Source organism: Oceaniglobus indicus (assembly GCF_002751875.1).
In the GTDB taxonomy this organism is placed as follows: Bacteria; Pseudomonadota; Alphaproteobacteria; order Rhodobacterales; family Rhodobacteraceae; genus Oceaniglobus; species Oceaniglobus indicus.
Genome location: NZ_NMZM01000002.1, coordinates 205,799 through 230,510 on the forward strand (window position 1 = coordinate 205,799; position 24,712 = coordinate 230,510).

Annotated in this window: 24 protein-coding genes; 11 read left to right on the forward strand and 13 right to left on the reverse strand. The window is 65.7% G+C overall.

Annotated features, from left to right (window positions below):
* Positions 1-44: 44 nt before the first annotated feature.
* From CFP68_RS03515 to CFP68_RS03560, 10 genes are all read left to right on the forward strand, one after another.
* A complete protein-coding gene (locus CFP68_RS03515) occupies positions 45-971 on the forward strand; it encodes a branched-chain amino acid ABC transporter permease (RefSeq protein WP_099824603.1) in 927 nt (308 codons plus the stop codon).
* Positions 968-1,906: a branched-chain amino acid ABC transporter permease gene (locus CFP68_RS03520; protein ID WP_099824605.1), complete on the forward strand. Its 939-nt coding sequence runs from the start codon at positions 968-970 to the stop codon at positions 1,904-1,906. The genes CFP68_RS03515 and CFP68_RS03520 overlap by 4 nt, the downstream gene beginning before the upstream one ends.
* On the forward strand, positions 1,903-2,613 hold the full coding sequence (locus CFP68_RS03525) for an ABC transporter ATP-binding protein (protein WP_099824607.1): 711 nt from the start codon (positions 1,903-1,905) through the stop codon (positions 2,611-2,613). The genes CFP68_RS03520 and CFP68_RS03525 overlap by 4 nt, the downstream gene beginning before the upstream one ends.
* The gene (locus CFP68_RS03530; protein ID WP_099824609.1) at positions 2,606-3,301 is read left to right on the forward strand and encodes an ABC transporter ATP-binding protein; all 696 of its coding nucleotides are present in this window, start codon (positions 2,606-2,608) and stop codon (positions 3,299-3,301) included. The genes CFP68_RS03525 and CFP68_RS03530 overlap by 8 nt, the downstream gene beginning before the upstream one ends.
* Before the next feature lie 15 nt (positions 3,302-3,316).
* Complete coding sequence (locus CFP68_RS03535; RefSeq protein WP_099824612.1) at positions 3,317-4,513, forward strand: amidohydrolase family protein; 1,197 nt, start codon at positions 3,317-3,319, stop codon at positions 4,511-4,513.
* Between the two features lie 88 nt (positions 4,514-4,601).
* The gene (locus CFP68_RS03540) at positions 4,602-5,528 is read left to right on the forward strand and encodes a histone deacetylase family protein (RefSeq protein ID WP_099824614.1); all 927 of its coding nucleotides are present in this window, start codon (positions 4,602-4,604) and stop codon (positions 5,526-5,528) included.
* Positions 5,525-5,767, forward strand: a complete 243-nt coding sequence (locus CFP68_RS03545) for an exodeoxyribonuclease VII small subunit (RefSeq protein ID WP_099824616.1) — start codon at positions 5,525-5,527, stop codon at positions 5,765-5,767. Before CFP68_RS03540 ends, CFP68_RS03545 begins: the two co-directional genes overlap by 4 nt.
* A 53-nt stretch (positions 5,768-5,820) precedes the next feature.
* Positions 5,821-6,699: a polyprenyl synthetase family protein gene (locus CFP68_RS03550; protein ID WP_099824618.1), complete on the forward strand. Its 879-nt coding sequence runs from the start codon at positions 5,821-5,823 to the stop codon at positions 6,697-6,699.
* A gap of 74 nt (positions 6,700-6,773) precedes the next feature.
* Positions 6,774-8,669 (forward strand): 1-deoxy-D-xylulose-5-phosphate synthase, encoded by a 1,896-nt coding sequence (gene dxs, locus CFP68_RS03555; RefSeq protein WP_099824621.1) that lies wholly within the window; start codon positions 6,774-6,776, stop codon positions 8,667-8,669.
* Positions 8,670-8,902: 233 nt separating this feature from the next.
* Complete coding sequence (locus CFP68_RS03560; RefSeq protein ID WP_158234123.1) at positions 8,903-9,559, forward strand: redoxin domain-containing protein; 657 nt, start codon at positions 8,903-8,905, stop codon at positions 9,557-9,559.
* A gap of 52 nt (positions 9,560-9,611) precedes the next feature.
* Here the strand turns inward: CFP68_RS03560 and CFP68_RS03565 are convergent, their stop codons facing one another.
* The 5 genes from CFP68_RS03565 to dapA all read right to left on the reverse strand — a co-directional run bounded on the left by CFP68_RS03565 (position 9,612) and on the right by dapA (position 14,236).
* Positions 9,612-10,490, reverse strand: a complete 879-nt coding sequence (locus tag CFP68_RS03565) for an SDR family oxidoreductase (protein ID WP_099825284.1) — start codon at positions 10,488-10,490, stop codon at positions 9,612-9,614.
* Positions 10,491-10,572: 82 nt separating this feature from the next.
* Positions 10,573-11,757, reverse strand: a complete 1,185-nt coding sequence (locus CFP68_RS03570) for an amino acid aminotransferase (RefSeq protein ID WP_099825287.1) — start codon at positions 11,755-11,757, stop codon at positions 10,573-10,575.
* A gap of 2 nt (positions 11,758-11,759) precedes the next feature.
* Entirely contained in the window at positions 11,760-12,617 is an 858-nt protein-coding gene (gene sseA / locus CFP68_RS03575) for a 3-mercaptopyruvate sulfurtransferase (protein WP_099824624.1), read from the reverse strand.
* 70 nt (positions 12,618-12,687) lie between these two features.
* The gene (smpB, locus tag CFP68_RS03580) at positions 12,688-13,164 is read right to left on the reverse strand and encodes an SsrA-binding protein SmpB (RefSeq protein WP_099824625.1); all 477 of its coding nucleotides are present in this window, start codon (positions 13,162-13,164) and stop codon (positions 12,688-12,690) included.
* Positions 13,165-13,360: 196 nt separating this feature from the next.
* Positions 13,361-14,236 (reverse strand): 4-hydroxy-tetrahydrodipicolinate synthase, encoded by an 876-nt coding sequence (gene dapA / locus CFP68_RS03585; RefSeq protein WP_099824628.1) that lies wholly within the window; start codon positions 14,234-14,236, stop codon positions 13,361-13,363.
* 126 nt (positions 14,237-14,362) lie between these two features.
* Between dapA and CFP68_RS03590 the strand changes: the two genes are divergently transcribed.
* Positions 14,363-16,336 (forward strand): lytic transglycosylase domain-containing protein, encoded by a 1,974-nt coding sequence (locus tag CFP68_RS03590; RefSeq protein ID WP_099824630.1) that lies wholly within the window; start codon positions 14,363-14,365, stop codon positions 16,334-16,336.
* Positions 16,337-16,391: 55 nt separating this feature from the next.
* Here the strand turns inward: CFP68_RS03590 and CFP68_RS03595 are convergent, their stop codons facing one another.
* From CFP68_RS03595 to CFP68_RS03630, 8 genes are all read right to left on the reverse strand, one after another.
* Positions 16,392-17,612 (reverse strand): DUF1501 domain-containing protein, encoded by a 1,221-nt coding sequence (locus CFP68_RS03595; RefSeq protein WP_099825290.1) that lies wholly within the window; start codon positions 17,610-17,612, stop codon positions 16,392-16,394.
* An 18-nt stretch (positions 17,613-17,630) separates the two neighbouring features.
* The gene (locus CFP68_RS03600; RefSeq protein WP_158234124.1) at positions 17,631-18,995 is read right to left on the reverse strand and encodes a DUF1800 domain-containing protein; all 1,365 of its coding nucleotides are present in this window, start codon (positions 18,993-18,995) and stop codon (positions 17,631-17,633) included.
* A gap of 104 nt (positions 18,996-19,099) precedes the next feature.
* On the reverse strand, positions 19,100-20,023 hold the full coding sequence (locus tag CFP68_RS03605) for a DMT family transporter (RefSeq protein WP_099825292.1): 924 nt from the start codon (positions 20,021-20,023) through the stop codon (positions 19,100-19,102).
* 108 nt (positions 20,024-20,131) lie between these two features.
* Positions 20,132-21,097: an App1 family protein gene (locus tag CFP68_RS03610; protein ID WP_099824634.1), complete on the reverse strand. Its 966-nt coding sequence runs from the start codon at positions 21,095-21,097 to the stop codon at positions 20,132-20,134.
* 37 nt (positions 21,098-21,134) lie between these two features.
* On the reverse strand, positions 21,135-22,199 hold the full coding sequence (gene queG / locus CFP68_RS03615) for a tRNA epoxyqueuosine(34) reductase QueG (RefSeq protein WP_099824637.1): 1,065 nt from the start codon (positions 22,197-22,199) through the stop codon (positions 21,135-21,137).
* Between the two features lie 78 nt (positions 22,200-22,277).
* A complete protein-coding gene (gene fzlA, locus CFP68_RS03620; protein WP_099824639.1) occupies positions 22,278-22,943 on the reverse strand; it encodes an FtsZ-binding protein FzlA in 666 nt (221 codons plus the stop codon).
* A gap of 55 nt (positions 22,944-22,998) precedes the next feature.
* On the reverse strand, positions 22,999-23,715 hold the full coding sequence (mtgA, locus tag CFP68_RS03625; RefSeq protein WP_420915811.1) for a monofunctional biosynthetic peptidoglycan transglycosylase: 717 nt from the start codon (positions 23,713-23,715) through the stop codon (positions 22,999-23,001).
* 67 nt (positions 23,716-23,782) lie between these two features.
* The gene (locus tag CFP68_RS03630) at positions 23,783-24,697 is read right to left on the reverse strand and encodes a Hint domain-containing protein (RefSeq protein ID WP_099824646.1); all 915 of its coding nucleotides are present in this window, start codon (positions 24,695-24,697) and stop codon (positions 23,783-23,785) included.
* Between the last annotated feature and the right edge of the window lie 15 nt (positions 24,698-24,712).

Genomic DNA, 24,712 nt, shown 5'->3' on the forward strand with positions numbered 1-24,712 from the left:
GCCGGTTCCGGCGGTGCCTGTCCCATGACCTGAACGGATCCTTTATGGAATTCGGCCCCCACCTGATGCTCGCCATGCTGGAAGGCGCGGTGACCGCCGCGATCCTTGCGCTGACCGCCATGGGGCTGTCGGTCGTGTTCGGCGTGATGCGCGTGGTCAACGTCGCGCACGGCGAATTCTACATGCTGGGCGCGGTGATCGCGTGGTTCGTCGCCGCAACGCTGGGCACACACCCGGCGGTCGGTTTCGTCGCCGCGCTGGTGATCGCGCCGCTGCTGGTGGGCGCGCTGGCGTCGCTGGCCGACGTTCTGATCCTGCAACGCATAAACTATGACCCCGAACGCACGATCGTCGCCACCATCGGCCTGCTGTATATCCTGCAACAGGGCACGCTGATGACCTTCGGCCCCGATGCGCGCCCGGTCGAACCGCCGTTCAACCATCGTCTGGCCCTGCCCTGGGTGGAATGGGGCGAACAGGGGCTGGCGCTCTATTGGCCCTGGGGGCTGTCGATCACGTCCTACAAGCTGTTCGTGATCGTTGCCGCCGCCGCGATCCTGGGCGCGCTGTGGCTGTTCATGACCCGCACCAGGGCGGGGCTGGTGATGCGGGCCACGCAACAGGACAGCAATATGGCCCGGGCGTTCGGCATACCGGTCGCGCGGGTCTATGCCCTGGTCTTCGGGCTGGGGGCCGCGCTGGCGGCCATGGGGGCGGTCCTGATCGTGCCGATCCAGCAGGCGCATTACCTGATGGGGCACGATCCCTTGTTGCTGTCGTTCATCGTCGTCATCATCGGCGGCCTCGGGTCATTGCCGGGCACGATCATCGCCGCGATCCTGATCGGCATGTCCGACGGCATCATCTCGGTCTTCTTTTCACCGACGCTGGCCAAGATCCTGGCGACGCTGGCCGTTGCCATGGTCCTGGTGTTCCGCCCGCAGGGCTTGCTGGGAAAGAAAGCCGCATGAGCCACCGCGACACGTTCCTGCACCTGTCGGTGATTGCCGTGCTGTTCGCCGCGTTCTTCGTGCTGCCCGCCTATCATTCCGGCAGCCTTGCGCGGATCATGGTGCTGGCGATCTATGCCATGGGATACAATCTGGCGTTCGGATACACCGGTCTGCTCAGCCTCGGGCATGCGTTGTTCTTCGCCGCCGGGATGTACGGGCTGGGGCTGACCATGCAACTGGGCGGCTGGGCGGCGATCCCGGCGTTCGCCCTCGCGCTGGTGGCGTCACTGGTGGTGGCGGGGGTGGTCGGGGTGCTGGCCCTGCGCACCAGGGGCGTCGGCTTCATGATCGTGACACTGATGTTCGCGCAGGCCGGATACCTGACCGCGCTCTATTTCGTGCAATACACCCGGGGCGACGAAGGCTTCGTGATCGACCAGGCGGCGCGCGCCATCGGCCCGGCCGACCTGTCGTCCGAGGCCGGGCGGTATTTCGCGGCACTGTTCCTGTTCGCCGTCACCCTGCTGGTCATCGGTGCGCTGGTCCGCGCCCCGTTCGGACGCACCCTGATCGCGATCCGCGAAAACGAGGCCCGTGCGACCATGCTGGGATACGACGTGCAGCGCCTGAAATGGATCGCGCTGGTGGTGTCGGGCACCATTTCCGGCGCTGCGGGGGCCGCCTATGCCCTGTTGTTCGGCTATGCCGGGGCCAGCTTTGCGGGCGTGCAATACAGCATCTTCCCGCTGCTCTATGTCCTGTTGGGGGGCGCTGGCACCACCCTTGGGCCGCTGATCGGTGCCATCTTCATGTTCTACCTGATCGACCTGTCCAGCGGGATCACCAACGCCTACATGCTGATCGCGGGTGTCGTTCTGGTATTGCTGACGATGTTCCTGCCCCACGGCATCCTCGGAACCCTTCGCAAGAGGGCGCTGCCGTGGCTTCCATGATGCTGAGCACGCGTGGCCTGACCAAGACCTATGCCGGGGTGAAGGCGAACACCGATGTGGATTTCGATCTGCCCAAGGGCCAGATCCGCGCATTGATCGGCCCGAACGGCGCGGGTAAATCCACCTTTGTGGGCATGCTGTGCGGCCGTATCCCCGCCACGCGCGGCACCGTCACCCTTGACGGGCAGGACATCAGCCGCCTGCCCGCCCACAAGCGGATCGCCATGGGCATCGCCTATACCTTCCAGATCACATCGGTCTTTGCGGGGCTGAGCGTGCGCGAGAACCTGGCCCTGGCGGCCCGCCGCCACCTGCATTCGGCGGCCGTGGTCACCGCCAAGGTCGATGATGTTCTCGACCGGGTGGACCTGGCCGGGCGCGCCGACCAGATCGCCGGCGATCTGAGCTACGGGCACCAGCGGATCCTGGAAATCGGCATGGGTCTGGCGCAGGATCCGCGCCTGTTCATCCTCGACGAACCGACGCAGGGTCTGGCCGAAACCGAAATCGCCGCGTTCAAGACGCTGATCCTGTCGCTGACCGACACCACGATCCTGCTGATCGAACACAACATGGGCGTCGTCATGGAAACCGCCGAATACATCACCGTCCTGAATTTCGGCCAGATCCTGGCCGAGGGCACGCCCGATCAGATCCGTGGCAACGCGGATGTGCAGGCCGCCTATCTGGGAACCGGCAATGCTTGAGGTGGCGGACATCCACGCCGCCTATGGCCGGGTCAAGACGCTGTTTGGCGTGTCGCTGAGCGCGAAACCCGGCGAAATCACCTGTCTGCTGGGGCGCAACGGCGCGGGCAAGACCACCACCATGCGCGCGATCATGGGACTGTTGCCTGTGTCGCAGGGGTCGGTATCGCTGGACGGCACGCCCCTGCACACCCTGCCGGCGCACATGATTCCACGCCAGCGGATCGGCTATATCCCGCAGGGGCGGCAGTTGTTCGCGGAACTGACCGTGGCCGAGAATATCGAGATCGGGTTGATGACCTGCGGCGAGGGGCCCGACACCCGCGACTGGGTGCTCGACATCTTTCCGCGCCTGCGCGAACGCCTGCGCCAGAGGGCCGAAACCCTGTCGGGGGGCGAACAGCAGATGCTGGCAACGGCCCGCGCGCTGTGCCTGCGGCCCCGCGTCCTGTTGCTGGACGAGCCGACCGAAGGATTGCAGCCTTCGATGATCGAAGAAATCCGCCAGGTCGTTCTGCGGATGAAGGCCGAGGGGCTGATCGTGCTGCTGGTCGAACAGCGGATGGATGCGATCCTGTCCATGGCCGACCAGGTGGTGTTCCTGGAGAACGGCCAGTCGCGCGAAAACATGTTCGGCGCCGCCCTGCGCGCCGACCCCGAAATCCTGACCCGCCGGTTGGGTGTCTGACAACGGAGAAACACGATGGCCGATCCTGCCCCTGCCGCAAAGTCCGAAACCCCCGAAAAGCTGGTGATCCACAACATCGGGCTGATGTTGTCGGGCCGGATCGAGGAGCCGATCCTGGACGCCGATTGCGTGATCTGCGTCGACGGCAAGATCGCCGAGATCGGCCGCGCCAAGGACATGGATCAGGAAGGGGCGACGACGGTGGTGGACGCCAACGGCATCACCCTGTGCCCCGGCCTGATCGACAGCCACGTGCACCCGGTGATCGGCGATTACACCTCGCGCCAGCAACAGTTGGGTTGGATCGATTCGACCCTGCACGGCGGCGTTACCACGATGATTTCCGCTGGCGAGGTGCATGTGCCGGGACGGCCCAAGGATGTCGTCGGGCTGAAGGCGATGGCGATCGCCTATCAGCGGTTCTACAGCAATTTCCGCCCCTCGGGGGTCAAGCTGCACGCCGGGGCGCCGGTGATCGAACACGGCATGGAAGAACACGATTTCAAGGAGTTGGCCGAGGCGGGCGTGACCCTGTTGGGCGAAATCGGGCTGGGATCGGTAAAGGACGGCAAGACCGCCGCCCAGATGGTCGGATGGGCGCGGAAATACGGCATCCAGAGCACGATCCACACCGGCGGCCCGTCGATTCCGGGGTCCGGCCTGATCGACGCCGACATGGTGCTGGAAACCGGAACCGACGTGGTGGGGCACATCAACGGCGGCCATTCCGCCCTGCCCGACGACCAGATCGTGTGCCTGTGCGAGAACTGCAAGCAAGCCCTTGAAATCGTGCACAACGGCAACGAACGCGCGGCGATCCTGACGCTGAACACCGCGCGCGAGCTGGGCAAGCTGGACCAGCTGATCCTGGGCACCGACGGACCTGCCGGATCGGGGGTGCAACCCCTTGGCATCCTGCGGATGATCGCCATGCTGTCGTCGCTGGGGAACGTCCCGGCCGAAGTCGCCTTCTGCTTCGGCACCGGCAACACCTCGCGCCGCCGCAAGCTGGACACCGGCACGATCGAGATCGGCCAATGCGCCGACTTCGTGCTGTTGGACCAGGCGCAGCACGCGCCGGGCAAGACGATCCTCGACTCGGTGCAACTGGGCAATCTGCCGGGGGTCGCCATGACGGTGATCGACGGCAGGATCACGTCCCAGCGGTCACGCAACACGCCCCCGGCGTGGCGCGTCCCCGAGATGCGCTGATCCCGGACGGGGCCTGTCACAACGCGTCTGACTGCCGTACACATCCCGGGCATAAGGAACGTGCGCCGCCAGCAAGGGAGCGAACGCCATGACAACGGCCTGTTTCAGTCACGACGACGGGTTGAACCACGTCAACCCCGACGGCCACCCCGAACAGGTCGCGCGCCTGACGGCGGTGGCCGATGCGCTGCACGGCATGGACCTGGACCGGCGCGCCGCCCCCCTGTGCGACGATGCCGAAATCCTGCGCTGTCATCCGCAGCGATACCTTGATCGGGTCATCGCCAGCGTGCCGGACCGGGGGTTCACCCGGATGGACGGCGACACGACGGTGTCGCCCGGGACGCTGCGCGCCGCGCGCCGCGCCGTCGGTGGATGCTGTGCGGCGGTCGATGCGGTTCTGGCCGACGAGGTCGCGAACGCCTTTGTCGCCTGCCGCCCACCGGGGCACCATGCGGAAACGGAAACCGCCATGGGGTTCTGCCTGTTCGGCAACATCGCCATCGCCGCGCGCCGCGCGCTGGATCATCACGGGCTGTCGCGCGTGGCGGTTGTGGATTTCGACGTGCACCACGGCAACGGCACCCAGGATCTGTTGTGGGACGAGGCGCGCGCGCTTTTCGTATCGTCGCACCAGATGCCCCTGTATCCGGGCACCGGTGATCCGTCCGAGACCGGCGCCCATGGGCAGATCGTGAACATGGCGCTGCAACCCGGGTCGGGATCGGCCGAAATGCGCGCGATTTGGGAACGCCCGGGATTTCCCGCCATCGAAGCATTCCGTCCCGAACTGATCCTGATTTCGGCCGGGTTCGATGCCCACACCCGCGATCCGCTGGCGAACCTGAACTGGACCACCGCCGATTTCGCCTGGATCACCGGCCGCCTGTGCGACCTTGCCGATGCCGCCTGCGGCGGGCGCATCGTCTCGACACTGGAGGGGGGATATGATTTGCAGGCGCTGGGCGACGCGGTGGCGGCCCATGTGGATGTCTTGAGGGAGCGCGGCGCATGAGCGAGATACCGGTGGATCAGATGAGTTTCGAGCAGGCCATGGGCGAGCTGGAAAAGGTGGTCGGCAAGCTGGATTCCGGTGACGTTCCGCTGGAGGAATCGATCCGGCTGTATGAACGCGGTGCTGCCCTGAAGGCGCGGTGCGAGGCCAAGCTGAAAGAAGCCGAGGAAAAGGTCGCCGCGATCACGCTGGACCGCGACGGACAGCCGACCGGCACCACCGCCTTTGACGGCGCCTGATATCGGCGTCGGATTTTGAGTATTTGGATCGGTAAGAAGCAGGGCGTTGCGGCATGAGCGTTGGGTTCGCCTCTCGTCTGGACGAAAGCGCCGCGGCGGTGCGGGCGCGGCTGGATGCGGCCATGGCGCACCTCGGCGATCTGCCGGTTGTGCAGGGCATGCGCTGGGCCTGCGCCGGGGGCAAGGGTCTGCGCGGCTTCCTGGTGAGCGAAGGCGCATCGTTGCATGGTCTTCCGCTTGAGCGGTCGGTGACCGCGGCGGCGGCGATCGAGGCGCTGCATGCCTATTCCCTGGTACATGATGATCTGCCCTGCATGGACGACGACGATCTGCGGCGCGGCCGGGCCACGGTGCATGTGAAATGGGACGAGGCGACGGCGGTTCTGACCGGGGACGCCCTTCAGACGCTTGCGTTCGGTTTGCTGTCGGATCCCTCGTGCCATCCCGATCCCGGCGTGCGGGTGGCGCTGATCGCGTCGATGGCAGAGGCCGCCGGGGCGCAGGGCATGGTCCGGGGACAGGCATTGGACATCGCCGCCGAGGCGGCACCCGTGCCGCTGACCCTGGAGCAGATCACCGCGTTGCAAGCGGGCAAGACCGGCGCGTTGATCCGCTGGTCCGGTGCCGCCGGCGCGGTCATGGCCGGCGCGGATCCGGCGCCGTTGGACCGTTATGCCGCGGCCTTGGGGCTGGCGTTTCAGATTGCCGACGACCTGTTGGACGAAACCGGAGATCGTGTGGCCGTGGGCAAGGCCGTGGGCAAGGATGCGGCGGCCGGCAAGGCGACCTTCGTGTCGCTGCTGGGTGTGGCGGGCGCGCGCGACCGCGCCCAGGCTCTGGTCGAGGCGGCCTGTGACGCCCTTTCGCCCTATGGCGGGCGGGCCGACGCGTTGCGCGCCTGTGCGAAATACGTCATTTCGCGCGACCGCTGAGCGGGACGGCCCAAACGGGCCTTTTCCCCACCGCACAGATCCCTATGTTGCCTGCCACAATGTGGAGAGCGCCGATGACCGATACCCCCCTTCTGGACCGTGTCCACAGCCCTGCCGACATGCGCGGCATGTCCGACGCGGATTTGAAACGGCTGGCGGGTGAACTGCGGGGCGAGGTGATCCGCGCCGTGTCGCAGACCGGCGGCCACCTTGGGGCCGGGTTGGGTGTGGTCGAGCTGACCGTTGCGCTGCACGCCGTGTTCGACACGCCGAAGGACCGGCTGATCTGGGACGTCTCGCACCAGTGTTATCCGCACAAGGTGCTGACCGGGCGGCGCGACCGCATGACGACCCTGCGCCAGAAGGACGGGTTATCGGGATTCACCAAACGGTCTGAATCCCCCTACGATCCGTTCGGGGCGGCACATTCGTCGACCTCGATTTCCGCTGCCCTGGGGTTTTCGGTGGCGCGCGATCTGGGCGGCGCGCCGGAACACGGGCTGGGTGACGCCATTGCCGTGATCGGCGACGGCGCGATGAGCGCGGGCATGGCGTTCGAGGCGATGAACAACGCGGGCCACCTGGGCAAGCGGTTGTTCGTGATCCTGAACGACAACGAGATGTCCATCGCGCCGCCGGTCGGTGCCATGTCGTCCTATCTGACCCGCCTCTATACCGGCGCGCCCTTCCAGGAGTTCAGGGCCATCGCCAAGGGCGCCGTCGGGTTCCTCCCGCCGCCGTTCCAGGAGGGCGCGCGCCGCGCCAAGGAAATGCTGAAGGGCATGACCATCGGCGGCACCTTGTTCGAGGAACTGGGATTTTCCTATGTCGGGCCGATCGACGGACACGACCTGGACCAGGTGCTGGCGGTTCTGCGGACCGTGAAATCGCGGGCGACCGGGCCGGTGCTGATTCATGCGATCACGAAGAAGGGCAAGGGATACGCACCGGCGGAAAAGGCCCGCGACAAGGGCCACGGCGTCGGCAAGTTCGACATGGTCACCGGCGAACAGGCCAAGGCGAAGGCGAACGCGCCCTCCTACACCTCGGTTTTCGCCAAGGCGCTGCTGGATCAGGCGTCGCGCGACGACAAGATCGTGGCGGTGACGGCGGCGATGCCGGACGGCACCGGATTGAACCTGTTTGCCGAACGATATCCGTCACGCTGTTTCGACGTCGGCATCGCCGAACAGCACGGCGTGACTTTCTGTGCCGGGCTGGCCGCCGGCGGGCTGAAGCCGTTCTGCACGATGTATTCCACGTTCCTGCAACGGGGGTACGACCAGGTGGTGCATGACGTCGCGATTCAGCGCCTGCCGGTGCGCTTTGCCATCGACCGGGCCGGTCTGGTCGGGGCCGACGGCGCGACCCATGCGGGAGCGTTCGATATCGGCTTCCTGTCGAACCTGCCGGGGTTCACCGTCATGGCCGCCGCCGACGAGGCCGAGTTGGTGCACATGGTGGCCACCGCCGCGGCCCATGACGACGGACCGATCGCCTTCCGCTTTCCGCGCGGCGAAGGCGTGGGGGTGGACCTGCCGGAACGGGGCGTGCCCCTGGAAATCGGCAAGGGCCGGATCATCCGCGAAGGGCGTGACATCGCCATCCTGTCGTTCGGCACGCGGTTGGCCGAGGTGGAATCCGCCTGCGAATCGCTGGCGGCCCAGGGGATCACGCCGACGATCGCCGACGCGCGCTTTGCCAAGCCGCTGGACCGTGCATTGATCCTGGATCTAGCCGCGCGCCACGATGCGCTGATCACCATCGAGGAAGGTGCCATCGGCGGATTCGGATCCCATGTCGCACACCTTCTGGGCGAGGAGGGCGTGTTCGATACCGGGTTGAAGTTCCGCTCGATGGTCCTTCCTGATATCTTCATCGATCAGGCCAGTCCGGCGGATATGTATGCCGTGGCGGGGCTGAACGCCGCAGATATCGAGGCAAAAGTCCTGAATCTGTTAGGCCATTGACAGTTTCGCGAGCACGCAATCGGTTGTTTCGTCAAGTTTAAAATATTAACCCTGCCTTAATCCTGCCGGAATCAGATGCCTTCATACACGTATAGCGGGAAATCGTTTTTCATTCCGCTTTGTTCACCAGTGCAAGGGGCCAACCGATGATGATGACGAAGGTGCAAGCGACCACGCTTTTTTCACAACGCCGTAAACCGAAAACAAAGGTCGAGATACCGCGTGGGTATTGCGTGACAAACACGTGGGTGCCGAAAATCGGCGACTATTTTCCGAACTTCTGGGCCGATTCGACCCAGGGCGACATCAGCTTTCACAAGTGGGCCGAGGGCAACTGGACCGTCCTGTTTTCGCACCCCTGCGCCTTCACGCCGGTGTGCAGCTCGGAAATGGCGGAATTCGCCGCCCTGAAGGACGAGTTTCGGTCGCGCGATGTCAAGGTTCTGGGCCTGACCAACAGCAGCCACGAAGACGAAAGCCGCTGGCTGGAGGACATCGAGCGGACCTTCGATGTCGATATCGACTTTCCGGTGATCTCGGACCCGGATCACATGCTGAGCAAATCCTGCGGCATCTATGCCACCGAGAGCATGCCCGACTATCGCATTCGAAAGACGTTCATCATCGATCCATCCCTGCGGATCCAGATGATTTTCGAGTATCCGGTGATGGTGGGGCGCAGCACGGAAGAGCTTTTGCGCGTGATCGATGCGCTGAAGATGTCGGCCAAACACCAGGTCGCCATGCCCTGCGACTGGACCGCCGGCAAGCATTGCCTGGTGTCATCGAAGTTCGACGACATGCAGGCCACGGCGCTTTACGGCGACAACTGGTTCAAGGTCCGCGATTACCTGCGGGTCGTCGATGGACTTGAGGATTCGATACGGTAACGGGGCGACCCTTGCGGGGCGCGCGGACATCGGATCGCGCGCCTTGACCCTGTCACCCCGACATGGCGTCCTCGTCGCGCAGAAGCGCCGCAAGGCCGCTGCGATAATCGGGGTATTTCAGGGTCACGTTCAGGTCATCATGGATCCGCCGGTTGCTCACCCGTTTGCTCTCGGCATAGAAGCTGCGCGCCATGGGTGACATTTCGGCGGTTTCGAAATTCACCCGTTCGGGCAACGGCAGGCCAAGCAGTTCCGCCGCATGGGCGATCACGTCCTGTGGCGGTGCGGGATCGTCATCGCAAACGTTGTAGATCGCGCCGGGATCGGGCTGCGCGATCGAGGCCGCCAGCACCCGGGCGATATCATCGACATGGATGCGCGAAAACACCTGGCCCGGCTTGATGATTCGCCGCGCCGTGCCGGCCCGGACCTTGGCAAAGGGGCCACGGCCCGGACCATAGATCCCTGCAAGCCGGAAAATATGAAGCGGCAAACCGATATCCGCCGCCATTTCCTGCCACTGTGATTCCGCCAGAACCCGGTGCGCGCCGCGCGTTGTCGACGGGGTCAGCGGGGTGCTTTCGTCGACCCAGCCGCCCCCGTGATCACCATAGACACCCGTGGTCGACAGATAGCCGACCCAACAAAGGTGTCCCGCGGCCTGTTCGATCTGCCCGCGGGCGCTGTTCAGCACCGGGTCGCCGGTTTCATCCGGTGCCGCGGAAATCAACAGGTGGGTCACACCGGCCAGATCGGGCAACGACCCGTCCCCCGGCCACACCAGCGGCTGGATTCCCGTTGCCGCCAAGGCGTCCAGCTTGTCGGCGCTGCGGGTCGTGCCGGTCACCTGCCAGCCTTGCGGCAGCAGGATCTTCGCAAGGGCACGGGCCGAATACCCATGGCCGAAGCTGAAGAGATGGGACTGCGTCATCATCGCGCCCCAAGGCGCCCGCCGCTGCCTGAGGGAGCCTCCGGCGGGAGTATTTGCAGCAAGAAAAAGCCGTGCGTCAGCGTCATGCCCCGGCGTCGAGGATGGCCTGGGCCAGGATCGGCACCGTGCGCGCGTTCAACCCCGCGATGTTCATCCGGCTGTCGCCCACCATGTAGATGCCGTTGGTCTTGCGCATCTGCTCGACCTGTTCGGGTGTTGCGCCGATGCGCGAGAACATGCCGCGATGGTGCGCGATGAAATCGAACCGGTCCGAGTTCGACCGCTGGCGCAATTCATCGGCAAGCTGTGTGCGCAGACGCAGCATCCCGGCGCGCACCTCCTCAAGCTCGGCCTGCCAGTCGGCGCGCAGGTCGGGGTCGGTCAGGATCGTCGTGACCAGCCGCGCGCCATGGTCGGGCGGAAACGAGAAGTTCTGACGGTTGAGAAAGGCCAGCGTGCCTTGGGCGACGGTTTTCAGCTTGGCATCATGGGTGATCGCCATGAGAAGCCCGGTCCGTTCACGGTAGATGCCGAAGTTCTTCGAGCAGCTTGCCGCGATCAGCGTCTGCGGCATCCGCGATGCGATCAGACGTGTTCCGGCGGCGTCGGCGTCCAGGCCGTCACCGAAACCCTGATAGGCGATGTCGATGAACGGGATCGCACCGCGGTCCGTCAGGATATCCGCTACCTCGCCCCATTGCGCCAAGGTCAGGTTGGCGCCGGTCGGGTTGTGGCAACATCCGTGCAGCACGACCACGTCACCTGCGGCAACGGCGTTCAGGTCTTCTTTCATGCCCTCGAAATCGACGGTGCAGGTGGCATTGTCGAAATAACGGTATTCGCCCATCTCGATCCCGAGATAGCGGATGATCGACGGATGGTTCGGCCAGGTCGGATCGGAAAGCCAGATTTTGGCGTCGGGCGCGGCAAGGCGGATCAGCTCGAACCCCTGGCGCAGCGCACCGGTGCCGCCCGGCGTTGCGGCGGCCGACACCTGACCGGGATCGACACTGTCCCCCAAAATCAGGTCGCGCAGGGCGTCGCCATAAGCCGGATCGCCCAGCAGGCCGACATAGCTTTTGGTCTGCTCCGTTTCCCACAACCGTTTGCCGGCGGTGCGGACGGCACGCATCACCGGCGTGCGGCCTTCGGCATCCTTGTAGACGCCGACACCCAGATCGATCTTGTCCGCGCGCGGGTCGTCGCGGAAGGATTGCATCAGCGCCAGGATCTTGTCGGCGGGTTGCGGTTTGAGGTTGTCGAGCATGGTCATGCGTCTCCGGTGGCGATGGACAGATCATCGAACATGCCCCATTCGGACCAGGATCCGTCATAGAGCGCGTGATCGCGATGGCCCATGATCTCGAGGGCCAGCGACAATATGGCCGCCGTGACGCCCGACCCGCAGGTCGTGATCGCCGGTCGCGACAGATCCACCCCCGCCGCAGCAAAGACCGCGCGCAGATCGTCAATGGATTTCATGGTGTGATCGGGGTTCAGGATGTCGCGATAGGGGACATTCCGCGATCCCGGAATGTGGCCCGACCGCAGGCCCGGGCGCGGCTCGGGGGCCTCGCCGCGAAACCGCTCGGCCGACCGCGCGTCGATGATGGCATGGTCGCCCAGCTTGGTGGCCGCGGCGACCTCGGTGACGTTGCGGACCAGGTCATTGCGCCGGCTGGTGGTGAAGTGGCGATCCTGCACCATCGGCGCCATGTCCTCGACCGGACGCGCCTCGGCTTGCCATTTCGGAAACCCGCCATCCAGAACGGCCACATCGGTCTTGCCCATGAGACGGAACAGCCACCACAGACGCGCTGCGGAAAACAGCCCGGCGCCGTCATAGACCACCACCTGATGCCCATCGCCGATGCCGAGCGCCCGCATCCGCGACGCGAATTGTTCCGGTGGCGGCGCCGTGTGCGGCAGGTCGGACCGGGCATCGGACACGGCATCCAGCGCCACAAAACGCGCGCCCGGAATATGGGCGGCCTCGTATTCGGCGCGGGGATCGCGTGGCACATCCGACATGTGCCAGCTTGCGTCGAGCACTCGCAGGTCAGGGTCGTTCAGGTGACGGGCCAGCCAATCAGTGGACACCAGCGTCTTGGGATCGTTGTAAGCCATGTGGTCAGCCCCGTATGGTCCTGAAACATGCGTAAACGCGCGGCGCCCGCAAGACAAGACCGCCCCGACCTCAGACGTTGTTGCGCAGCAGGCGGGCCTTCTGGCGTTGCCAGTCGCGCTTGGCCGAATCGGCGCGCTTGTCGTGGTTCTGCTTGCCCTTGGCGACGCCGATCTTCAGCTTCACCAGGCCCTTGTGGTTGAAATACATCACCAGCGGCACGATGGTCATGCCCTTGCGCTGGGTGTCGTTCCAAAGCTGTGACATCTGCTTTTTCGAGACCAGCAGCTTGCGACGGCGACGGTCCTCGTGGCCCCAGGTCTTGGCCGGAAGGTAGGGGGCGATATAGCTGTTCACCAGCCACAGTTCCGACTGCTCGACCGCCGCATAACTTTCGGCGATGTTCGCCGAATTCACACGCAGCGATTTCACCTCGGAGCCCATCAGGACGATGCCGCATTCGATGTCGTAATCGATAGCATAATCGTACCGGGCCCGCCGGTTCTCGGCGATTACCTTGTAGTTCTTGTTGTCATCTTTTGTGGCCATGGGAACCAGATAGCGGGCCGCGCGCGCCGTATCAACCTGTGGCGCGCGCGGAACGGACGGGATGCCTCCGGCGGCGGGGTGAGCGGCGGTTCGGAAACGCTCTGGGAAAGCGTTTCAGCCGTGAACAGGCGGAGCTCTGAGGCAGGAAAAAGACCGGACATGGCTTTTTCTTGCTCCAAATACTCAAATTCGATGGTCAATCCAGCAGGCCAGCGTGATCCATTGCAGCGCGGACCGCTTCCTTGGCGCCGTCCGACAGTCCGATCAGGGGCAGACGCACGTCGGGCGCGCAAAGATTCAGCAGCGACATCGCGTATTTCGCACTGACCAGGCCGGGTTCGATGAACAGGGCGGCGTGCAGCGGCATCAGCCGATCCTGATACTCGAGCGCCTTGGCATAATCGCCGGCCAGGGTCGCCTCCTGGAAGGCGGCGCAGAGGCGCGGGGCCACGTTGGCCGTGACCGAGATCGCCCCGACGCCGCCATGGGCGTTATAACCCAGGGCCGAGGCGTCTTCGCCGGACAGTTGAATGAAATCGGGACCGCAGGTGATACGCTGTGCCGAGACGCGGGTGATGTCGCCCGTCGCGTCCTTGACGCCGACGATACGCGGCAGCTTGGCCAGCTCTCCCATGGTGGCGGGCGACATGTCGACGACCGACCGACCAGGGATGTTGTAGATCACGATCGGGATATCGGCCGCATCGTGCAGGGCGGTGTAATGCGCGATCAGCCCCGCCTGGGTCGGCTTGTTGTAATACGGCGTGACGACCAATGCCGCCGCGGCGCCGACCGATGCCGCGTGCTTTAGCAGGCGGATGCCTTCGACCGTGCTGTTCGATCCCGCCCCCGCGATCACCGGCACCCGGCCGGCGGCATGTTCCACCACCACTTCGATCACGCGTTCGTGTTCGGCGTGGGTTAGGGTCGGGCTTTCGCCCGTCGTGCCGACCGGAACGATCCCGTGGGTGCCTTCGGCGATGTGCCAGTCGACCAGTTTTCGCAGGGTATCCAGATCCAGCTGGCCGTCCTTGAACGGCGTAACCAGAGCGACATAGGACCCTTTGAACATGACACGTTTCCTTCAGGTTGGTCGGGCGGGATCGCCCAGACGTTTTCGCGCGGACCCTAACGCCGGTTGGCGGGATTGCCAAGTTTGTGTCTTGCCCGAAGCGGGCGGCGCTTTAGGGTGCGGACCATGAGATATTTCCGCATCCTCGCGCTGCTTCTGGCGGCGCTCTGCCTTGTCGCTCCGGCATCGGCCCAGCAGGTGAAACCGCGCCCCCGTCCGGCGCACGATCTGACCAACGGCATGGCCGCCGCCATGGACGCGGTGCGGCGGGGCAGCTGGACCAGCGCCCTTGTCGCCGGTTCGCGCGCCGGCCCGGTGGGGCGCGACGTGATCGAATGGCACCGCCTGCGTGCCGGGTTGGGCACGTTCGAGGAAACGCTTGCGTTCCTGCGCCGCCGCCCCGATTGGCCCGGCCTGCCCTATCTCAAGCAGCGGGCCGAGAAAACGCTGCCCCATGCCGGGCAGGCACCCGATGTCATTGCCTTCTTTGCCGACACGACACCCACCACCGGGCATGGGGTCGTGTCGCTGGTCAATGCGTTCCGCGCCATCGGCGCCGAAGGGGATGCCCAGGCCGAGGCCGCGCTGGCCTGGCTGAATCTGTCGATGACGGCCGAGGCGGAAGCGGTGCTGTTGGCCTATTACGGCGATCTGCTGGCCCCGCTGCATGGCGCGCGGCTGGATGCGATGCTGTGGCAGGACGCCGAGAGCGCGGCGCGCCGCATGCTGCCCCGTCTGGACGACGCGGGGCAGACCGCGCTGGCCGAGGCACGGCTGGCCTTGCGCAACGACCGGCGCGACGCCGATGCGCTGCTGCAAAAGGTGCCCGATGAACTGCGCGCCGATTCGGGGCTGGCATTCGAGGTGTTCCGCCGCCATCACGCCAACAACCGCGACGATGCCGCGACCGACCTGATCGTGCAGCGCAGCGTCAGCGCCGATCTGTTGGGCCAGCCCGAGGTCTGGGCCCGCCGGCGCCGCGAGCTGGCGCGCACCCTGATGCGGGCCGGCCGCACCGAAGATGCCTATGCCGTCGCGTCGGTGCATTGGCTGGCGCCCGGTTCGGATTATGCCGAGCTGGAATGGCTGTCGGGCTATCTGGCGCTGCGGTTCCTTGACAACCCCGAGGCGGCACAGGCACATTTCGCCCGTTTCCGCAGTGCGGTGGAAACTCCGATCAGTCTGGGACGGGCCGGGTATTGGGAAGGCCGCGCCCACGAGGCGGCCGGAAACGCCGAGGCCGCCGCCAACGCCTATGCTTTCGGTGCGGAATACCAGACCAGCTTCTATGGCCTTCTCGCGGCCGAGCGGGCGGGCCTGCCGATGGACCCGGAATTGACCGGCACGCAGGTCTATCCCCCCCTCACCGGCGCTGCATTCCGCACCTCGGACATCCTCGAGGCGGCGCTAATCCTGCAGGCCGCGGGTGAACGGGACCTGGCCGAACGGTTCATGGTGCATCTGGCCGAAACCCTGACCGGCCCCGAGCTGGGCACGCTGGCCGACCTGGCCCAGGCCCTGGGCGAGCCGCACATCGCCCTGATGATCGGCAAGCAGGCGGCGTCGGTCGGTCTGACCCTGCCGCGGCCCTATTATCCGGTGGTCGAGCTGGGGGTCGAAAACAACCCTGTGTCGCGCGAACTGGCGCTGTCCATCGCGCGGCGCGAAAGCGAGTTCAATCCCGGCGTGTCGTCCGGCGTCGGCGCGCGGGGATTGATGCAGCTGATGCCGGGCACCGCCAAGGACATGGCGCGCAAGCTGGACCTGCCGTTTTCGCGCGAGCGGCTGTTCACCGATCCGACCTATAACGCGACACTGGGCACGGCATACCTTGCGGAACTGACCGAAAGGTTCGGCAACAACGTGGTGCTGGTATCGGCCGGATACAACGCGGGGCCGGGACGCCCGCTGCGCTGGATGGAGGAACGGGGCGATCCGCGGGCCGAGGGTGTCGATGTGATCGACTGGATCGAACACATTCCATTCGACGAAACGCGCAATTACGTCATGCGGGTGGCCGAAAGCCTGCCGGTGTATCGCGCGCGCCTGTCGGGCCAGGTCGAACCGATCCGCCTGAGCGAGGAGTTGAAGGCGCGCTAGGTTGTGACCCCATAACGCTCGGCCCAGGCATCCGGAAGATTCCCGGGGTCACGACCTAGAGGATCAGACCCGGGTTCGTTCCCATGTCGAGGCCGGGAAAGACGTCGCGTTCAAGACTGGCCGAAGGAAGGCCGAACAATCCGCGCATGGCCCAGGCCGCATGTTGGCGAACGTCCGATGTCGGCATCAGATCGCGGCGCTGATACAGGGCCGCCTCGTCCAGGCCGGGCCATGTACCCATGACGCGACCGCCCCGGATCGCGCCCCCGGCGAACAACATCGCCCCGCCGGTGCCGTGATCGGTGCCGCCCGATCCGTTTTCGCGCACCGTGCGCCCGAATTCCGTCATCGCCACCACGCAGGTCTTGTCCCACACCGGGCCAAGCCCCTGCTTGAGCAGAAGGATCGCATCGGACAGGCGCGCCAGCGATCCGCCGATGGCCTGGGGCTGCCGGCGGTGGGTGTCCCAGCCCGGCATCGAGAACGCGGCGATCCGCGTCTCTTCGCGCAGGCGCTGGGCCGAGAATGCGGCCAAAGCCTCGATCGCGGTGCCGCCCCCGCGTTTCATCGCGTCGGCCATCGCCGCACCGCGCGGCGTGCTTTCGTCGGGCGCCACCAGTTCGGCCAGTTCCACCGCCTCGTCCGCGGCGTCGCGAAACAGCGGATCCTCGTGATAGACTTCCTGCAACAGAAGCCTGGCCTGCGGCGACATGTTCAGGGCGGCATCGGGCGACCAGTTCATCACCGGCGCCGGTCCGTTCAACACCTTCAATTCATCGCGGCCAACGGCAAAGGCGGTCTGGGCATTCATGCCGGGCACCGTGGCCAGCATCCGGTTCAACCATCCATCGCGCCGCGCGGAGGCCGGAACATCCATGCCGGTGCCTGCCTCGAGGATATCCTGTCCGTCGAAATGGCTGCGCTTGTCGCGGTAGGGGGTCGAAACCGCGTGGGCAAAGGCAAGTTGCCCGGCCGACCACAGGGGCATCAACGGCGCCAGCGCGGGATGCATCGCGAAATAACCGTCCAGCGGCAGGCTGTCGTCGCGGCCGCGCAAAAGGCCGCCGCGCATGGCCATGAACGCCGGGTCGCCCAGCGGGCGCACCACGTCCAGACCATCCATGGCACCGCGCAGGATGATGACCACCAGGCGGTTTTCCCAAGGCGCCGAGGCGAAGGTGACCGTGGTCATCAGCGGATGCGCGGCGGCGGAACAGGCGATCAGCGCGCCACCGCGTTGCAGAAGTCCGCGTCGTGTGAGGCGTGTCGTTGCCATGTCGTCGTCCTCCACCGGTCAGCGGCGATTGAATTGCGGGGAATAAAGAACCAGCGCGACGCCCTGTGGCACAGTTTCGCTGGCGCCGACGGCCCAGCTCAGCCGCTCTCCGGCGGCATCGGCAAGCACCGCATCCAGAAATTCGCGCGGGTCCGGCAGCGGGCCGGCCACCAGACGGCGGGGCATCTGTTCGCCCCAGCGGATCCGCTGTGCCAGACCCAGGGGCGTGATCCAGGCCTCGGCCTCCTCGGGCCAGCCGTCGGGGCCGGCGGGTCGCAGGAACCGCTGCCCCATCAGGCGCATCGGGCGCATGACGGATTGCCGCAGCAGTTTGCGATCCAGCGCCATGACATCCTGTCCGCTCAGCCCCAGCGCGACCAGAGACGAGGCGATGAAATCCAGCGGCTGCTTGGCCTTGCCGCCCACCGGCCCCCACCCTTCGGGGTGGTCCAGCATGGATTCGTAAACCGCCATCAGATCACCGCCGGTCGCCATCCAGGCCGACGTCATCCGGTCGACCAAGGCATCGGACGGCGTGTCGGCCACGAAATGAACGGCCAGCTTGCGCGACACATGGCGCGCGGTATCGGGGTGCACGGACAGATCATCGAGCGCGGCGTGAATGTCGGCAACACGCGCCGGGTCGTCCGACCCATAGGTCCGGCCCAGCACGGTTTCGCCGCCGGGCTCGGCCCATCCGGGGCGAAACGGGATGTGCCGGTCGGGACCGAACCAAAGCCCTGTCAAAAGCTCAGCGAACTGGCGCACATCATCCTGCGTATAGGCCGCCCCGACCCCCAGCGTGTGCAACTCCAGCACCTCGCGGGCCAGGTTCTCGTTCAGGCCCGCCTTGCGCTTGCGGCCCACCCGCGATCCCGGCCCGATGGACCCGACCTGATCCAGATAGACCAACATGGCGGGATGGGTCACGGCAGCGCGCAGCAGGTCGGCAAAACGGCCGGTCAGATTGGGACGGATCGCATCGTCGATGAACGAGCCGATCAATGCCGCCGCCGCGTCCGAGGTCAGCGCGACGGTGAAATGATCGACCCAGAACCGCGTCAGCCGCTCGCGCATCGGTGCGTCGGCGTCGCAGATCCGCGCCAGTGTCGCGCGCAGGACTTCACGCGGCAAGGCCCGGATCGCATCGCGCGCGGCGTCGCTGGCCTTTTGCGCATCGGGATCGCCGTCGCGGGCTGCGATCCTTGCCTCCTTGGCGCGAAGCAGCATCTGTCGCGCCTGGTCCAGATCGGTGGTCGGATAGGCCTGCACGACGCGGTCCGCATCCATCAGCGACTTGAGAACGGCCGTGGGCGAGGCAGGTTGCGGGCTGGCCCGCAGGCCAAAGCCATATCGGATCGCGGCGATCGTGGCGTCCTGCATCAACCCCTCCGGCGCGACTCTGCCGTTCCTGATATAGCAGACCGGCAGCCGGCGCAAAGCCATGCCCGATGCCGTTCGGCCATTCCCGGCCGATACGCAGCCCGTCAGCCCTGGGGCGTCATCACCCGCCGGCCGCGCGCGCGTTCCAGGCCCAATGCACGCTCGCGCCAGATGATCAGGATACCGGCGGCGATCACAACCGCGACGCCGGCCAGCATGATCAATGTCGGCACCTCGCCAAAGGCGACATAGCCGATGAACAGGGACAGCAGGATCGAGACGTATTCGAACGGCGCCACAACCGACACGTCGGCCCAGCGATAGGACGTGGTCAACAGGATCTGACCGAACCCGCCCAGCAGCCCCGCCCCCACCAGCATCGCCGCAACCGGCGCACTGGGCACGACCCAGCCGAACGGGACCGTGCACAGCGCCAGCGCCGACGCCGTGATCGAGAACCAGAACACGATGGCCGATGTCTGTTCGGTGGTGACCAGTTTGCGCACGAACACCTGCGCCAAGGCCGCACAGACCGCCGACATCAGCACCAGCACCGCGCCCAACGCCTCAAGCGGGTCGATCTCGCCACCGGACAGGGCCGTCAGGCGGGGCGACAGAACGATCAGCACGCCGACGATGCCCATGAAAACGGCCGTCAGGCGAAACAGGCGCACCTGTTCGCCCAGGAACATCGCCGCAAAGATGACCACCAGAAGGGGGGCGGCATATTGAATCGACTGCACCTCGGCCAGCGGCAGAAATCCAAGCCCCGCAAAGCCCAACCCCATGGCCGCGGTGCCAACCACCCCGCGCCAGACATGCCCCATGGGGTTCACGGTCACCAGCCCCGTGCGCAATTGCTGCCGCCAGACCAGCCACCCCAGAATGACCGGAACCGCAAAGATCGAGCGGAAGAACACCGCCTGCCCCGGCGGCACCTCGTCCGATGCCCCCTTGATCAGCGCCGACATCAGAACGAACAGCGTGACGGATCCTATCTTGAACAGAATCGCGCGGTAAGGTGACATGGCGGCGGGACTTTCCACAGGAATACCCGAGCCATAGACCATGGCGCGACGTCAGGGAAACAGATTTCACGTGCCCGCCGGGGGCACAATCCGCGCCGATGTGCCCGGTCAGCGCTGAACATCGACTCCGGCGTGGTCCAGTGCATCCGCCGCGCCAGTGAAATCGCGACCGGTGTGCACGGTGACACCCATGATCCGCATCGCCGCGATGGCATGGCGTGCCGCATCGCCGGGTCCGTTGCGCGTCGCTTCGCGCAGGATCACGGCGCGCACCTGCCCTCCGGCACGTTCGCATATGCCGTGATAGATCTCGGCGTCGTGCTGGCCGGTGTCCCCCATCAGGATGAACGGCAGATCCGGGTTCGCCGCGAGGATCTGCAGGATGGCGTCGCCCTTGTGATCGCCATGGGCGTTCGCTCCGCCCTGCGCGGTGCCGACACCAAAATCGCGCAAGAACATCGGCCCCGCCACCAGGCCCGCCCGGGCAAACACCTTGTCCAGGAAATAATGCAGGTTCCAGGGGCTGGAACTGACGTAATAGACCGGGTTGAGACCGTGGGCGTGCAGGTGATCCATCAGAACGACTGCATCGGGAAACACCTTGCGCGTCAGCGCCGATCCCGTGAACGTGGTCCACAGGTTGCGCGCCAGCGAATAGGCGCCGGTCTTCATCATCGTGTCGTCGATGTCGGAAATGATCCCGATGCGCGCCTGCCGCTCGGGCACCATCACCGGGAACGGCACGGCCGGCCCATCATCGCCGACGATCCCCACCTCGACGTCATGCCAGCCCGGCCCCTCGCCCTCGCGCGGCACCTCGAGCCAGACATAGCCCTCGCCGTCACTGCGCGTGGTCACGCCCCGCGCCTCGACGGCGACATCGGCAACCTCGTCGGTCAGGAACAACGACAGCATCTGGCGCAGGTTCGCCCAGCGCCCCTGGTCCGGCAGGGGGGCGGTGCGCCGCGACGCGCTCAGGACGCGACCGCGCAGGATCAGCCGGTCGGGCGTCGCAAAACCGCGATACCCGTCCAGAACCGGCGCCGCATCGCGATCACGCAGGGCGCGGTCCATGACCCGTTCCGCCCCGGTCGCCAGCTTCAGAAATAGACTACGCCCCAGCACCGTCCGCCGCCACTCCTCTGGTCAACCGCTCCCTGGCCCACAAGGCGGCGTCGGCCACCACCGGATCGGGATCCGCCAGCAGTGGCACCAATACCGCCGCAAGCTCGGGACGTCCCGAATTGCCGATGGCATAGCATACATTGCGCACAAAGCGATCCCGCCCCAACCGCTTGACCGGACTGCCCGAAAACATCGCGCGAAACGCCGCATCGTCCAGAACCGCCAATTCGGCCAGTGGCGGCGCATCCAATGCGCCGGTGCCGTGATACCGCATCTCCTGCGCGGCGACGGCGAACTTGTTCCACGGGCATGCGGCCAGGCAATCGTCGCAGCCATAGATCCGGTTGCCAAGGGCGGCGCGGAACTCGGCCGGCACCGGCCCCTTGTGTTCGATCGTCAGATAGGAAATGCAGCGCCGCGCATCCAGCTGGAACGGCGCGGGAAAAGCATCGGTCGGACAGGCATCCAGGCACTTGCGGCAGCTTCCGCAATGATCGACCTCGGGTGCATCCACCGGCAGATCGATCGTCGTGAAGATCGCCCCCAGGAAGACCCAGTTGCCGATGTCACGGCCCAGCAGGTTGGTGTGCTTGCCTTGCCAACCCAGTCCGGCCGCCTGTGCCAAGGGCTTTTCCATCACCGGGGCGGTATCGACGAACACCTTGATTTCTTCGCCCGGACATTGCTCAAGCAGCCACCGCCCGACCCGCTTCAGCCGTTTCTTCACGATATCATGGTAATCGCGGCCGCGCGCATAGACGCTGATCGCGCCCAGATCGCGCTGGCCGACCACCTCCATCGGATCGACGTCGGGTGTATAACTCTCGGCCAGCATCACCACCGACCGCGCGGCCGGCCACAGGGCCGTGGGATCGCCGCGCCATCCCATCCGCTCGGCCATCCACCCCATCTGGCCATGCCGCCCGGCGGCCACGAAGGCGTCAAGCCGGCCGGCGGTCTGGGGCGCTGCATCGGGGCGACACACGCCCACCTTGGCAAAGCCGGCAGCGCGCGCTTCCTCGATCAGCCTTGATTTCAGATCTCCAGCCATGGCCCAAGCTTTTTCTTGCTCAAAATACTCTGGGGGAGCGCGCAGCGCGGGGGCAAGGCCCCAAACCCGGACGAAGGATCAGAAATCCAGATCGGCGTAATGCTGGGGCGGCAGAAATCCCGAAATCTGGTCCGCCAAGATCGAGCGGAACGCCGGGCGCGACTTGATCTTGGCATACCAGTCCTTGACCGTCTCGCTGCGGTTCCAGTCGACGTCGGAAATGTAATCGAGGCACGACAGATGCGCCGCGGCGGCGAAATCGGCCAGGGTCATCTTGTCGCCCGCCAGCCACCGGCGCTGATCCAGCAGCCATGCCATGTAATCCAGGTGGAACTTGATCGCCTTGGCGCCCTGCTTGATCTTGGTGCTGTCGGGATAGCCCTGGCCCATGATCTTCTTGTTGACCCGCTCATACAACAGCTTGCTGGTGACTTCGCTGTGGAACTTGTCGTCGAACCAGCCGACCAGCCGGCGCACTTCATAACGTCCCTCGGGATCGGACGGCAGAAGCGGCGGTTCGGGATGCACTTCTTCCAGGTACTCGCAGATCGCCACGCTTTCGCTGAACGTCTGCGATCCCATCTTCAGCACCGGAACCTTGCCCGCCGGGTTGCGGCGCAGGAAATCGGTGCTCTGCTCCCAATACCTTTCCTCGACCAATTCGACCTCGATCTTCTTTTCCGCAAGCGACAGGCGAACCTTGCGGGCAAAGGGAGACAGCGGAACGTGAAACAGACGATTCATCTCAAAACCAACAAAAATGGGGGCCGTCCCTCAATGGACCCTATCGGCGCGGTTATCAACTCTCGAAACAGGCGGCCCGTCCGTCCCTGCGGATCGTCGCCGCTCCGTCGCGGATCCCGTTGGCGCGACGGCGCACGAAATCGCTGGGCTTGCTGGCCGACCGCCCCTTGGGGTCGGGCAGGATCGCGGCAAGCCTTGCGGCCTGGGTCGCCGTCAGATCGGCGGGCAGGACCCCGAAATAATGCTGTGATGCCGCGTCGATACCGAACACTCCTTCGTCGAATTCGGCCACGTTCAGATAAACCTCGAGGATGCGCCGCTTGCTCCAGACCATTTCCATGACGGGGGTGATCATCGCTTCCAGCGCCTTGCGGATCCACGACCGGCCCTGCCAGAGATAGACGTTCTTGACGACCTGCTGGCTGATCGTCGATGCGCCGCGCGCGCCGCCCGCTTCCAGGGCAAGGCGAATCGCGGCCATGTCGAAGCCGAAGTGTTCGCAGAAATTCGCATCCTCCGCCGCCACGGCCGAACGGGCCATGACCGGCGCGATATCTTCCATCGGCACGAAGGCGTAATCCACCGCGCCCAGCCGCATGCGTTCGCTTCGGATGTAGAAGGTCGTCGGCGGGTCGAAGACGGCAAAGCACGAGATCGCCAGCAGCATCACCGCCGCGGCCAGCACCGCAAGGCGCATGACCCAAAGGGCCAGCCACCGCCCGGGCCGGAACTTCTTCTTGCCACTTGGTTTGAATGTCTTCGACTTTGCCACGGCGCAGGGTATCCATGGCGACGTCGACACGGTCAAGCCCCGATCCCGGGGCCGCGCGGAACGCCACCTAGGCCAGGACGGCCGCCTCGGCAGCACGCACGACCGGCCGCGCCACGGCCCGCATGGTCAGCTGGCGCGCGCTGGTTTCCGACAGCGCGTTGGTGACGTCGGCGGCCAGGGCCGGGTCGGCGTCAAGAACGGCATCGCCTGGATTGAAGCTCTCGACGGGCAGGCCTTCGGCAAAGACCACCTGGTGCGCGTCGAACAGCAGGTGGCGATAGACGATGGACCGGCACGGCGCCAACGCGATGCCCGGGCGCCCCACCATGTGCTTGGCGGCGATCAGAACCTCGGACGCCCCCAGGAACAACTCGGCCCGCCAGCCCCCCTGAAGCACGCGATGCTGCTGCGACAGGCGCAGCGTGCCGTGATCGCCCAGGGCGCCGCCCAGGATTTCGACCGGAGCACAGCGCCCGACGCCCGTTTCCGCGCGCGAGATCACGAGGCGCACGGGTTGCAGACCGTTGTCGGCCGTCTGCACCAGAGTTCCTTCGCGGATCTCCTCGATCGCCATGGCGCCCCATACGGTCGCGATCTTCGTGCCGGGGCCGAAACAGGTCGGGCCGAACTGGTTCACGCTGATCTGGGTGCTGTAGTTGACATAGGTCGAGCGGACGAACGTCCCTTCTTCCAGAACCGCGTTGCCGCGCGGCGTGAAGGCACGCGCGCCGTTGGCGGTATAGAAGGTCGTCCCGGTATAGGTGATGTCGGGGCCGCCATCGCTGGGCCGGATGGTGACGGTATCGTTCACATAGACCGCGGTGATCCGCGATCCGTCGAAGGTATCGCCGGTATTGCCACGGATCACGCCATTGTCGTTCACGTCGGTGAAAACCAACCGCTCGACCGACAGGGTCGTGCCGAAGGCGGGCGGATTGCCTGGATCCATGCGATAGAATTGGTCGACGTATTCTTGCGGCATCAGCTCCCCCCTCGT

Excerpts from the sequence above, each read along its gene's own strand:
- CFP68_RS03525 (WP_099824607.1), top strand. The coding sequence starts at position 1,903 with ATGATGCTGAGCACGCGTGGCCTGACCAAGACCTATGCCGGGGTGAAG.
- CFP68_RS03590 (WP_099824630.1), top strand. The coding sequence starts at position 14,363 with ATGAGATATTTCCGCATCCTCGCGCTGCTTCTGGCGGCGCTCTGCCTT.
- CFP68_RS03630 (WP_099824646.1), bottom strand. The coding sequence starts at position 24,697 with ATGCCGCAAGAATACGTCGACCAATTCTATCGCATGGATCCAGGCAAT.
- sseA (WP_099824624.1), bottom strand. The coding sequence starts at position 12,617 with ATGGCTTACAACGATCCCAAGACGCTGGTGTCCACTGATTGGCTGGCC.
- CFP68_RS03610 (WP_099824634.1), bottom strand. The coding sequence starts at position 21,097 with ATGGACCGCGCCCTGCGTGATCGCGATGCGGCGCCGGTTCTGGACGGG.
- CFP68_RS03570 (WP_099825287.1), bottom strand. The coding sequence starts at position 11,757 with ATGCTCGACAACCTCAAACCGCAACCCGCCGACAAGATCCTGGCGCTG.
- CFP68_RS03600 (WP_158234124.1), bottom strand. The coding sequence starts at position 18,995 with ATGCAGGACGCCACGATCGCCGCGATCCGATATGGCTTTGGCCTGCGG.
- CFP68_RS03595 (WP_099825290.1), bottom strand. The coding sequence starts at position 17,612 with ATGGCAACGACACGCCTCACACGACGCGGACTTCTGCAACGCGGTGGC.
- smpB (WP_099824625.1), bottom strand. The coding sequence starts at position 13,164 with ATGGCCACAAAAGATGACAACAAGAACTACAAGGTAATCGCCGAGAAC.
- CFP68_RS03565 (WP_099825284.1), bottom strand. The coding sequence starts at position 10,490 with ATGACGCAGTCCCATCTCTTCAGCTTCGGCCATGGGTATTCGGCCCGT.
- CFP68_RS03550 (WP_099824618.1), top strand. The coding sequence starts at position 5,821 with ATGAGCGTTGGGTTCGCCTCTCGTCTGGACGAAAGCGCCGCGGCGGTG.
- CFP68_RS03540 (WP_099824614.1), top strand. The coding sequence starts at position 4,602 with ATGACAACGGCCTGTTTCAGTCACGACGACGGGTTGAACCACGTCAAC.
- CFP68_RS03605 (WP_099825292.1), bottom strand. The coding sequence starts at position 20,023 with ATGTCACCTTACCGCGCGATTCTGTTCAAGATAGGATCCGTCACGCTG.
- dxs (WP_099824621.1), top strand. The coding sequence starts at position 6,774 with ATGACCGATACCCCCCTTCTGGACCGTGTCCACAGCCCTGCCGACATG.
- fzlA (WP_099824639.1), bottom strand. The coding sequence starts at position 22,943 with ATGAATCGTCTGTTTCACGTTCCGCTGTCTCCCTTTGCCCGCAAGGTT.
- CFP68_RS03520 (WP_099824605.1), top strand. The coding sequence starts at position 968 with ATGAGCCACCGCGACACGTTCCTGCACCTGTCGGTGATTGCCGTGCTG.
- CFP68_RS03530 (WP_099824609.1), top strand. The coding sequence starts at position 2,606 with ATGCTTGAGGTGGCGGACATCCACGCCGCCTATGGCCGGGTCAAGACG.
- CFP68_RS03545 (WP_099824616.1), top strand. The coding sequence starts at position 5,525 with ATGAGCGAGATACCGGTGGATCAGATGAGTTTCGAGCAGGCCATGGGC.
- queG (WP_099824637.1), bottom strand. The coding sequence starts at position 22,199 with ATGGCTGGAGATCTGAAATCAAGGCTGATCGAGGAAGCGCGCGCTGCC.
- dapA (WP_099824628.1), bottom strand. The coding sequence starts at position 14,236 with ATGTTCAAAGGGTCCTATGTCGCTCTGGTTACGCCGTTCAAGGACGGC.
- CFP68_RS03515 (WP_099824603.1), top strand. The coding sequence starts at position 45 with ATGGAATTCGGCCCCCACCTGATGCTCGCCATGCTGGAAGGCGCGGTG.
- CFP68_RS03535 (WP_099824612.1), top strand. The coding sequence starts at position 3,317 with ATGGCCGATCCTGCCCCTGCCGCAAAGTCCGAAACCCCCGAAAAGCTG.